Raw genomic sequence first — 10,400 nt, 5'->3', positions numbered from 1 at the left:
GCGTACGCCACCGCCGTTCCGGGCAGCGCCATCACCTTCAGTTTTGATGGCAGCGCCTTCAGCATCGGCGGCACCGGCGCGGGTGGCGGATCGGGCACGTGTGGCGTGGCGGCTTCGGGCACCGTGACCACCGGCAACATCACGGTACCGATTTCGTTCAACTATTGCATCAACGGCATCGCCGCCGGTTCTTGCACCGCAGGCAACTCTTCCTTGTCGTCCGCCCTGAGCGGCCAAGGGTCGGGCGGTGCGGCCAACCTCACCTACACCTATTCGGCCACCTGCGCGGCCGGGGCCATCGCCATCAACCTGAACTGATTTCGGCGTCCGTCGCCTCCAACCACCCCAGACCTGGGGTGGTTTTTTTACGCCCCATTTTTTACGCTCTGTATCTGGCACCCAGCGGCCAGCCTGACCCATAATTTGTTTTCCCCAGCCCACCGTCTGCCCACTTGTCCACAACCACCAGCCCGTCCATCAGCGCCATGATCCTCGCCGCCGGGCGGGGCATGCGCATGCGGCCTCTGACCGATACCACGCCCAAGCCCCTGCTGGAGGTGAGAGGCCAGCCGTTGATGCAGTGGCCGATGGACGCTTTGCTGCGCGGCGGCTGCAACAAGCTGGTGATCAACACCGCCTGGCTGGGCGAACAGATCGAACCCAGCTGTTCGCGCTGGGCGCAAAGCCGCCCCGGGGTGGAGTTGGCTTTCTCGCACGAAGGCGTGGATTTTGGCTACGCGCTGGAAACCGCGGGCGGCGTGTCGCGCGCGCTGCCCTGGTTGGGCGAGGTTTTCTGGGTGCTGGCCGGCGACGTGTTCGCGCCCGATTTTGTGTTCGCGCCGCAAGCCGTCGAGCGCTTTGTGGCGGGATCGATGCTGGCCCACATCTGGCTGGTGCCGAACCCGGACCACAACCCGGGCGGCGATTTTGGCTTGAGCGAACAAGGCCTGGCACTGTCGCAGGCTGCTGAGCAATTCACCTACAGCACCATAGGCCTGTACCGACGTGGGCTCTTCGCCCCGCCCTGGACCGAGATCATCCCCGGCAACCCGCAGGGCAAGGCCGCGTCGCTGGCGCCTCTTTTGCGCCAGGCCATGCAGCAGGGGCGGGTCAGCGCCGAGCTGTATACCGGCGCTTGGACCGATGTGGGCACGCCCGAGCGGCTGGCCGCGTTGAACGCAGGCTGAGCGCGCTGCGCCTGCGCGTGCCCATGAAAAAAGGGCCTTGGAGGCCCCTTTTCTTTTAGCAAGCGGCTGCTGGACAGCCGGTTTCCATTGACGGATTCAATCCACGGGCGGCAACACCACCGGGCAACGGTTGCTGCCTTTGCCGGAACCTTTTCCGCTGCTCTTGCCAGACCCTTTGCCGGAGCCCTTGCCGCCACATTTGCCCGAGCTCTTGCCGGAACCCTTGCCCGAGCGCTTGCCCGAGCCTTTGCCCCAGCAGCTGAACTTCAGCTTGAAGGAGCCACAGCGGCTGGTACCGCCGCCAACTTGCAACATTTCTTCGAGTGTCAAAACACGCATGGGAACTCCAAAATAAAGTGGCTTTTTCCGCGATGACAGGCCAGAGGCCTGCGAACACAATGAAAACAAAAGTTCTCGCGAAATAGACCGATTAAAGACCTATGGATTATATGTAACACTTGGTTTCACGCAAGCCCCCGGACACCTGCGGCGGCAATCGCATGCCAGTGCCGTGACCTATGACACGCCAGAGCAGCGTCCTGGCCTGTCGCATCAACGCCGCGCCCACCGCCCGCGCCGGGGCACGCGACAATCCAGCACCCGCTGCCACCGCAAGCCCATCACCACCATGAAGCCACCACGCCACCCGACCCCGCGCACCGAAAACACCACCGAAGAGCTGTGCCTGATGGGGCCGCGCCATCTGGACGAGTTGCTGGATCTGGTGGCCTCGTTCGGGCTGGGTGACGCAACACCCAGCCGCTCGGCCCTCGTGGCGCGCTGGCGCGAAGGCGTGGCCGAATACGCGCGTCTGGCCGTGACCGAGGCGGGCGCCGCCGACGCGCCCACGATCCGGCCCCTGCCCAAAGCCATGGCCCGGCATGTGGCGCGCCTGAGCGAACTCGATGGCGTGAACCGCACCTTCGACACCGTGCCCGTGGCCTTTGGCCTGATCGAGCTGGACAAACTGGTGATTTCGCAATATTCGATGACGCGGGCCGTGGTCGAGCGCATCTGCGCCGCACACCCCACGCCGCCTTCGCCCAAACGCCTGGCCGAGTTGTGTCTGCCGCTGCAGGCACCGGCGGCCGATTTCAAACTGGTGGGCCAGAACGGGCGCGAATTCACCTTTGCATCGGACGCGCACGACATGCGCTTTCTGGACGCACAGGTCGTGTCGCCCACCCGCGTGCAGATGGGGCCCGTGATGGGCCACGCCCAGGCGGTGGTCGCTCTGAGCGTGGGCTTCAGCGCCAACCTGCTCAACGTGGTGCGCTACAACGGCCGCCTGGTGCTGAACAACGGCCACCACCGCGCCCTGGCCTTGCGTGCCATGGGCTTGCGCTATGTGCCCTGCCTGATCCAGCCTTGTGCATCCAGCACCGATCTGGAACAGGCGGCCACCAGCGAAATCCTCGGCAACGCCGATCTGTACTTCGAGTCGCCGCGCCCGCCGCTGCTGCGCGACTTCGAGCACCCGGGCCTGACCCAGGCGTTCCTGGCCCCACACATGCGCCGCCTGCTCACGGTCAAGATCGAAACACAGCGCCGCCTGCTGGCCATCTGAGCACGATCACGCCGCAAGAAAGCGCCACTTCCCGCACAATGGCTGCCATGGACCAACAAGCACCTTCCGCCCTCTACGCAGCCCGCCGTGCCCAGCTCGCCAGCCAGCTCGGGCCGGGTGGCATCGCCATCATCCCGACCGCGCTGGAACACCCGCGCAACCGCGACAGCGATTTTCTGTTCCGCCACGACAGCTATTTTTATTATCTGACCGGCTTCACCGAACCACAGGCCTGGCTGGTGGTCGCAGGCGACGGCGAAAGCACGCTGTTCTGCAACCCCAAGGACGCCGAGCGCGAGGTCTGGGACGGCTTGCGCCTTGGCCCCGAGGCCGCGCCGGACGCACTGGGCCTGCAAGCGGCCCACCCGGTGAACGAGCTCGACCAGCGCCTGCCCAAATTGCTGGAAAACCGCAGCGTGGTCTGGTACCCCTTTGCCACGCACCCGGGGCTGGAGAGCCGGCTCAACGGCTGGCTGGGTGCCGTGCGCGCGCGGGTGCGCTACGGCGTGATCTGCCCGGAAAGCCAGCGCGACCTGTGTGGACCGCTGGACGAAATGCGGCTGGTGAAAGACCGGCACGAACAAGACACCATGCGCCGCGCCGCGCAAATCAGCGCGCGGGCCCACATCCGTGCCATGCAGCGCAGTGCCGCGATGTTGCGCGCCGGGCAGGACGTGCGCGAATACCACCTGGACGCCGAGCTGCTGCACGAATTCCGCCAGCATGGATCGCAGTACCCGGCCTACGGCAGCATCGTGGCCGCAGGCGCCAACGCCTGCATCCTGCACTACCGGGCCGACGCCGCGCCGATCCGCGATGGCGAGCTGGTGCTGATCGACGCGGGCTGCGAACTCGACGGCTACGCCAGCGACATCACGCGCACCTTCCCCGCCAACGGCCGCTTCAGCGGACCGCAGCGCACGCTGTACGAGCTGGTGTTGGCCAGCCAGGAAGCGGCGGTGGCCGCCACCCGTGCCGGGGCGCGCTTCAACGATCCGCACGAGGCCACGGTGGCGGTGCTGGCCCAGGGCCTGCTGGACGTGGGCCTGCTGGACACCAACAAGGTGGGCAGCGCGCAAGACGTGATCGCCAACCGCAGCTATTTCCCGTTCTACATGCACCGCACCAGCCACTGGCTGGGCATGGACGTGCACGACTGCGGCAGTTATGTGGAGCCGACCCAGATCGGCCAGATCAGCACGCGCAAGGACCCGCTTTCGGGCGAGACCATACAAGACCGGCCCAGCCGCATCTTGCGTCCCGGCATGGTGCTGACCATCGAGCCCGGGCTGTACGTGCGCCCCGCTGACGGCGTGCCGCCCGCGTTCTGGAACATCGGCATCCGCATCGAAGACGATGCCATCGTGACCGACACCGGCTGCGAGCTGATTTCGCGCGGCGTGCCGGTGGCCGTGGACGAGATCGAAGCCTTGATGCGGGCCTGAGCCGTCCATCCCTTTTCTTGAAAGACCCTACCCGATGAGCACCGAACGCGTCCTGTTTGCCTTTGTCATCGTGCTGGCGCTGACGCTCAACGTCGGTTTCATCGCCGGCGACATCAACGACATCAACCACCACAACGTGTACGAGCTGTTCGCTGCCCTGGTGGTGAGCCTGATCGCCACCGTGATGAAGTTCGGCGACCGTTCGCCCCTGGGCTCCACCATGCTGGCCACCAGCCTGGTGGCCGACCTGCAACTGATCGCCGCCGCTGCCAGCTGGGGCTTTTACGGCCAGGCCGCCACCGTGTTGACGGTCCACGAAGGCGCCACCGTCGTCTCGCTGGCCATCGGGGCCATGGTGGCCAACGTGGTGTCGGTGGTGCTGCTGATCATCGAAATGGCCAATCTGCGGCGATGAGCCCCACACCCACGCGCACCCGCCACGGCATCTTCATCCTGCTGCGCCGTTTGCGGGTACCGCTGGCGGTGCTGATCGGCGTCTACGCCGTCGCGGTGCTGGGCTTCACCCTGATCCCCGGCGTGGACCCCAGCGGCCAGCGCTGGACCATGAGTTTTCTGCACGCGTTTTATTTCGTCAGCTTTCTGGGCACCACCATCGGCCTGGGCGAAATTCCGTTTCCCTTCTCCGACGCCCAGCGCCTGTGGGCCACGGCGGCCATTTATGGTTCGGTGGTGGCTTGGCTGTACGCGATTGGCGCGCTGTTCAGCGTGCTGCAAGACCCCTTGTTTCGCCGCATCGTGCACGAGAACGCGGTGCACCGCGCGGTGCGCCGCATCCGCGCGCCGTTTTACCTGATTTGCGGCTATGACGACGCCGGCAGCCGCATCGCGCGCGAACTGGCCGAAGACGGCGCGCGCCTGGTGGTGATCGACGTGGTGGCCGAGCGCGTGGACACGGTGGAGGTGGACGACCTCACGTTCCACGTGCCCGCGCTGGCCGGTGACGCCAGCGACCCCAAGACCCTGGTGCTGGCCGGGCTGAAAAATCCGCACTGCGCGGGCGTGCTGGCGCTCACCGGCGACGACCACATCAACGTGAAGATCGCGCTCACCGCGCGCCTGCTCAACCCCCAGGTGCCGGTGCTGTGCGCGGCGCGCCACCACGGCGTGCACGCGCGCATGGCCTCGGCCGGGGCCGACCACATCATCAACCCCTACGACACCTTTGCCGAGCGGGTGGCGATGTCGATCCGCACGCCCAGCCTGCACATCATCTACGAGAGCCTGACCACGCAAGACGTGACGCCGGTCAACGAGCCGCCGCTGGTGCCGCGCGGGCACTGGGTCTTGTGCGGCTCGGGCCTGTTCACCCGCACGCTGCGCCGCCAGCTGGAGCGGCTGGAGATCGCCACCACCATCATCGACCCTAGCCTGACCGACGAAGAGGTGGACGCCCAGCACATCCAGGGCGACCCGACCGATCCGGCCGTGCTGCGCCAGGCCGGGGTGGAGAGCGCCACCGCGTTGGTGGCGGGCACGGCGGTGGACATCGACAACCTGGCGATCGAACTGGCCGCGCGGCCGATCAACGAAAAGCTGTTCATCGTGGCGCGCCAGACCCAGCGCCGCAACAGCGTGGTGTTCCGCGCCTCGCCCGCCGATCTGGTGATGCTGAGCGGTTATGTGGTGGCCGCCGAGGTGCTGCGCGTGATCCGTGCGCCACAACTGGCAACCTTCTTGCGCCGCGCGCGCGACGAAGACGAGGCCTGGGCGCAAGCCCTGCTGCAAGAGATGCGCGAGGTCATTGGCGACGAAGTGGTCGAGTCCTGGTCGGTCGACATCGTGCCCGACCAGGCCGGCACCGTGTGCACCGCGCTGGACCGGGGTGAGGCGGTGACGCTGCGCCGCCTGCTCACCCGGCCCGATGGCAGTACCGACCTGGTGCGCGGCTTGCCCCTGCTGCTGCAACGAGGCCAGGAGCGCACGCTGCGCCCGGATCTGGACACCGCCCTGGAGCCCGGCGACCGGCTGCTGTGCTGCGGCACTGCGCGGGCCCGTTCGACCATGCGCCACAACCTGGTCGGTTATGCGCTGCCGCCCAGTCCGGCACCACCGCTGCTGCTGGCGGCACCCGATACGCTCTAGGGGCTGTTCAGAGTTCAGTGGCCGCGCCGAGGTCGGGCGCGGCCATGCGCACATCCAGCGTGCCCGAGCGGATGTGCAGGTCGCGCTGCGGAAACGGGATTTCGATGCCGCGCCGGTGCAACTCGTCGTCCAGTGCCCACATCAGCGCCGCGTGGGTGGCCGCCGGACGTGTGGTGAGCGCGCGATCGGCCCAGATCACCAGTTCGTAGTCCATGGCGTTGTCGCCGTAGCCGATCAGCCAGACCGTGCTTTGCTTGTGCTCGTTTTCCACCACGCCGGGCACGGACTTGGCCGCCGCTATGCCGGCCTCGCGCACCCGCTCTTTGGGCGTGCCATAGGCCACGCCAAAGGGAATGTGCATGCGGCGGTAGGCGTCGTCCAGGGTCCAGTTGACCACCCGCCCGTTGATGAATTCCGAGTTCGGCACCACCACATCGAGCGCGTCGTTGCTGGAGACGCGGGTGTAGCGCATGGCGATCTCGCGCACGTGGCCACGCACGCCCGACTCCAGCTCCACGAAGTCACCAACCTTCAGGCTGCGCTCCAGCAGGATGATGATGCCCGAGACGAAATTGCTGACCACGTGCTGCAGGCCAAAACCCAGCCCCACCGCCAACGCGCTGCCCAGCAAGGCGATGCTGCTCAGGTCGATGCCCAGGTAGTTCAGCCCCACCAGCGTGCCCACCACCCAGACCGCGTAGCGCAGCAAGCGGCTGAGCATCAGCATGCCGGCGTATTTCCAGGGCTCGGCGCCCGCGCGGCGCTCGATCACCTTTTGCACCGTGCGCTCCGCCAGGCTGGCGATCCACCACAGGCCAACCACAAAGGCCAGCGCCGTGACCAGGCCGCCCACGGTCACCGGGCTGCTGCCCAGGGAAAACAGCGGCAGACCCCAGGCATCGCTGAGGTAAGAGCTCGGGCTGGGCGTCATGGGTACTTTCTGCCAGGACAGACCTGGCGCGGTGGGCCCGCCCGCCGCTGATGCGGCATGCGCAGGGGAACGCGATGGGGAAGCAACCGGGATGGCCGACGCCGCCGCTGTTCAAAGTATAGGCAGAGCGGCCCGGCCCGGGGCCGATTTCGACCCGGCCCGACCCGACGCGCGCAGCACCGCCAGGCCGCGCGCTGCCACACCGATCGGACGAGAACGGGAAAAGGCCTTCCACTGTCCACCCCTACCTTTGCGCATGCCCACCCCAGCGATCCCGCCGCTCTGCTCGACACAGCGCGGTGAGCCGGGCTTGTGTGGCGCCCCGGTGCCGGTATGCTGGGCGGCAAAGCTTGCTGTCCTTGCCGCCTTTGCTGTCGGGCACCGCCACGCAGGACCAAGACCATGAACACCCTGGCCTCTCCACCGCCGATTCTCTGCCTCACCATGAACCCCTCGGTGGACGTGGCCACGCACACCGAACAGGTGCTGCCCACCCACAAGCTGCGCTGCGCCACGGCGCAACGCGACCCCGGCGGCGGCGGCTTGAACGTGGCGCGCGTGATCCAGCGCCTGGGCGGTGTTTGCAGCGCGCTGCTCCCGGCGGGAGGCCCCAGCGGCCAGTGGCTGGCGCACCGGCTGGCGCAAGAAGGCTTGCAGGCCGTGTGCATCCCGATCGCGCAGGAAACGCGCGAGAGTTTCACCGTGCAAGCGCTGGACACAGGCGCGGAGTACCGCTTCGTCATGCCCGGCCCGTACCTGGACGAAAGCGAATGGCAGGCCTGCCTGGACCGCATCGCGCAGTTGCCCCAACGGCCCGGCGTTCTGGTGGCCAGCGGTAGCCTGCCACCGGGCGTTCCGGTCGATTTTTATGCCCGCCTTGCCCGCTGGTGCCAGACCGTGGGCACACGCCTGGTGCTGGACACCTCGGGCGAACCGCTGGCCGCTGCGCTGGCGCAAGGGGTTTACCTGGTCAAACCCAATCTGCACGAACTGGCCGGGCTGTGTGGACACGCGCTGGACACGCCCGGTGCCTGGCGCGAAGCGGCGCGCGCCTGGATTGACCGGGGACAGGCCGAGGTGGTGGCGCTGACACTGGGCGAGCGCGGCGCCGAACTGTTCACCCGCGCGCGCAGCTGGAGCGCCGCGCCGCTGCCGATCGAGGTGTCCAGCTCGGTCGGTGCGGGCGACAGTTTTGTCGCAGCGCTGGTCTGGTCGCTGGCGCGGCAGGAAAGCCTGGAGAAGGCCTTTGCCTGGGCCATGGCGGCGGGCTCGGCGGCCCTGATCACACCGGGCACCGGCCTGTGCCTGGCTGGCGACGTGCAACGCCTGCAGCAGCAGGTTCGGGTCGTGGCCATCCCGCACTGAACAAGCCTGCGGCGCCCCGCCCAAGCACCGCCATGGGTGGCGCATGAAGACGCACAATAGACGGCGCAATGATCTTATTTATAATCATTCTCATTTGCGTTATGTCCATCCTGGGCATGTCCGCCTTTTTTCTGCATTGGAGCGCCATGAAACCCGTACTGCCCGCCCTCGTTCTCATCGCCAGCATGGGTTTGTCCCACAGCGTCGCCTCCGCCGCCAGCACCACCGCAGCGCCCACCGCTGCCGCCGCATCCCAGGCCGTGAACGCGCGCGGCGTGGTCACGCACTACGCCACCCTGGTGCAGGCCAACTACGCCGACACCCTGGCCGCCGCGCAAGACATGCAAGCCGCCATCGCCCGCCTGGTGGCCTCGCCCTCGGCCGAACACCTGGCCAGCGCCCGCAAGACCTGGTTGGCCGCGCGCGAGTTCTACGGCCAGACCGAGGCCTTCCGCTTCTACGGTGGCCCGATCGACAACGACGATGGCCCCGAAGGCCGCATCAACGCCTGGCCGATGGACGAAGCCTATGTCGACTACGTGGCGGGCAAACCCGGGGCCGGCATGGTCAACAACCCCAAGTTCGCCATCACCAAAAAGCGCCTGGCACAAGCCAACGAGCGCGGCGGCGAAGAAAACATCAGCACCGGCTGGCACGCCATCGAGTTCCTGCTCTGGGGCCAGGATTTGAGCGAAACCGGCCCAGGCGACCGTTCTTTTGAAGATTTCGTCGATGGCAAATCGCCCCAGGCGGCGCGGCGCCGGCAATACCTCAGCGTGGTCACCGAGCTGCTGCTGGACGATCTGGGCAGCGTGGCCAAAGCCTGGGCGCCCGGCGCCAAAAACTACCGTGCAAAATTTGAAAAAGGCGGCCAGGAATCGGTGCGAAAAATCATCGTCGGCCTGGGTTCGTTGTCGCGCGGTGAACTCGCGGGCGAGCGCATGGAAGTGGCGCTCAACTCGCAAGACCAGGAAGACGAGCACTCCTGCTTCTCCGACAACACCCACCGCGACGTGGTGAACAACGCCACCGGCATCCAGAACGTGTGGCTGGGCCAATACCAGCGGCGCGATGGCAGCGCACTGCAAGGCCCGTCGCTGCGCGACCTGGTGGCCGCGCGCGACGCGGCCGTGGCCGACAAGACCAGCGCGCAGATCGCCGCTTCGGTCGCCGCAGCCCAGGCGATTCCAGCCCCGTTTGACCGCGCCGTGGTCGGCGCCAAGGACGCACCGGGCCGCCAAGCCATCCAGAAGACCATCGACAGCCTGGTGGACCAGTCCAAGCTGCTGGTGCAAGCCGCCAGCGCCGTGGGCATCACCAAATTGACCCTGTCCCAGCCCTGAAATGCCCATGCCCAAAACCTTGCGTGCGGGCTGGCCGGTTGCGCTGGCGGTTCTGCTGATCGGTGGCGGCGGTGCAGCATGGCTGGCCGCCGCCGAGCCCCAGGACCCTTTGGGTGAAAAAACCGGCGGCGCCACCACGGTGTACGCCAACGGCAAGAACGCGTTTTCGTTTCCGCTGGCCAACCTGGGCGACGCGGAGCGCACCCGCTTCGTGATCGGCAATTCCTTTTTCAAACGCAACTGGGTCGAAGCCCCGGCATCGACCACCGCACGCGACGGCCTGGGCCCGCATTTCATTGCCCGCGCCTGCGCCGGTTGCCACCTGCTGGATGGCCGGGGTGCACCACCCGACTGGAGCAAAACCCTGGGCCCCGAGCCCGAAGCCAGCGTGGCGCTGCTGATCCGCCTGTCGGTGGCGGGCACGCCCGCCGCCGGTGCGGGCGTGGTGCCCGAGCCCCG

10 protein-coding genes and 1 pseudogene are annotated in these 10,400 nt (G+C 67.2%); 9 read left to right on the top strand and 2 right to left on the bottom strand.

Annotated elements, in window-relative coordinates:
* Both ABYB95_RS10230 and ABYB95_RS10225 read left to right on the top strand, forming a co-directional pair.
* A pseudogene (locus tag ABYB95_RS10230) lies at nt 1-318 on the top strand (hypothetical protein); the annotation flags it as partial.
* A 167-nt stretch (nt 319-485) separates the two neighbouring features.
* Nucleotides 486-1,187, top strand: coding sequence for a nucleotidyltransferase family protein (locus ABYB95_RS10225; protein ID WP_372658392.1), 702 nt, complete (start codon nt 486-488; stop codon nt 1,185-1,187).
* A 96-nt stretch (nt 1,188-1,283) separates the two neighbouring features.
* On the opposite strand, the gene ABYB95_RS10220 is transcribed toward ABYB95_RS10225, so the two are convergent.
* Entirely contained in the window at nt 1,284-1,526 is a 243-nt protein-coding gene (locus ABYB95_RS10220) for a hypothetical protein (protein WP_372658391.1), read from the bottom strand.
* A 289-nt stretch (nt 1,527-1,815) separates the two neighbouring features.
* On the opposite strand from ABYB95_RS10220, the gene ABYB95_RS10215 reads away from it, so the two are divergent.
* The 4 genes from ABYB95_RS10215 to ABYB95_RS10200 are packed head-to-tail and all read left to right on the top strand — an operon-like array spanning nt 1,816 to nt 6,302.
* A complete protein-coding gene (locus ABYB95_RS10215) occupies nt 1,816-2,754 on the top strand; it encodes a hypothetical protein (protein ID WP_372658388.1) in 939 nt (312 codons plus the stop codon).
* Between the two features lie 47 nt (nt 2,755-2,801).
* The gene (locus ABYB95_RS10210; protein WP_372658387.1) at nt 2,802-4,199 is read left to right on the top strand and encodes an aminopeptidase P N-terminal domain-containing protein; all 1,398 of its coding nucleotides are present in this window, start codon (nt 2,802-2,804) and stop codon (nt 4,197-4,199) included.
* Nucleotides 4,200-4,233: 34 nt separating this feature from the next.
* On the top strand, nt 4,234-4,614 hold the full coding sequence (locus tag ABYB95_RS10205) for a DUF6394 family protein (RefSeq protein ID WP_372658386.1): 381 nt from the start codon (nt 4,234-4,236) through the stop codon (nt 4,612-4,614).
* Complete coding sequence (locus ABYB95_RS10200; protein WP_372658384.1) at nt 4,611-6,302, top strand: TrkA family potassium uptake protein; 1,692 nt, start codon at nt 4,611-4,613, stop codon at nt 6,300-6,302. Before ABYB95_RS10205 ends, ABYB95_RS10200 begins: the two co-directional genes overlap by 4 nt.
* A gap of 7 nt (nt 6,303-6,309) precedes the next feature.
* Here ABYB95_RS10200 and ABYB95_RS10195 read toward each other — a convergent pair whose 3' ends face one another.
* The gene (locus tag ABYB95_RS10195) at nt 6,310-7,233 is read right to left on the bottom strand and encodes a mechanosensitive ion channel family protein (protein ID WP_372658383.1); all 924 of its coding nucleotides are present in this window, start codon (nt 7,231-7,233) and stop codon (nt 6,310-6,312) included.
* 402 nt (nt 7,234-7,635) lie between these two features.
* On the opposite strand from ABYB95_RS10195, the gene ABYB95_RS10190 reads away from it, so the two are divergent.
* The 3 genes from ABYB95_RS10190 to ABYB95_RS10180 form a co-directional block, all read left to right on the top strand.
* A complete protein-coding gene (locus ABYB95_RS10190; RefSeq protein WP_372658381.1) occupies nt 7,636-8,598 on the top strand; it encodes a 1-phosphofructokinase family hexose kinase in 963 nt (320 codons plus the stop codon).
* 146 nt (nt 8,599-8,744) lie between these two features.
* A complete protein-coding gene (locus ABYB95_RS10185; RefSeq protein WP_372658380.1) occupies nt 8,745-9,941 on the top strand; it encodes an imelysin family protein in 1,197 nt (398 codons plus the stop codon).
* Nucleotides 9,942-9,948: 7 nt separating this feature from the next.
* A partial coding sequence (locus tag ABYB95_RS10180; RefSeq protein WP_372658379.1) for a di-heme oxidoredictase family protein occupies nt 9,949-10,400 on the top strand: 452 nt, incomplete at its 3' end.

The organism is Hydrogenophaga sp., from assembly GCF_041633695.1.
In the GTDB taxonomy this organism is placed as follows: Bacteria; Pseudomonadota; Gammaproteobacteria; order Burkholderiales; family Burkholderiaceae_C; genus Hydrogenophaga.
Note: the sequence above shows the minus strand (reverse complement) of the source record. Positions and strands in the feature narration are given on the sequence as shown.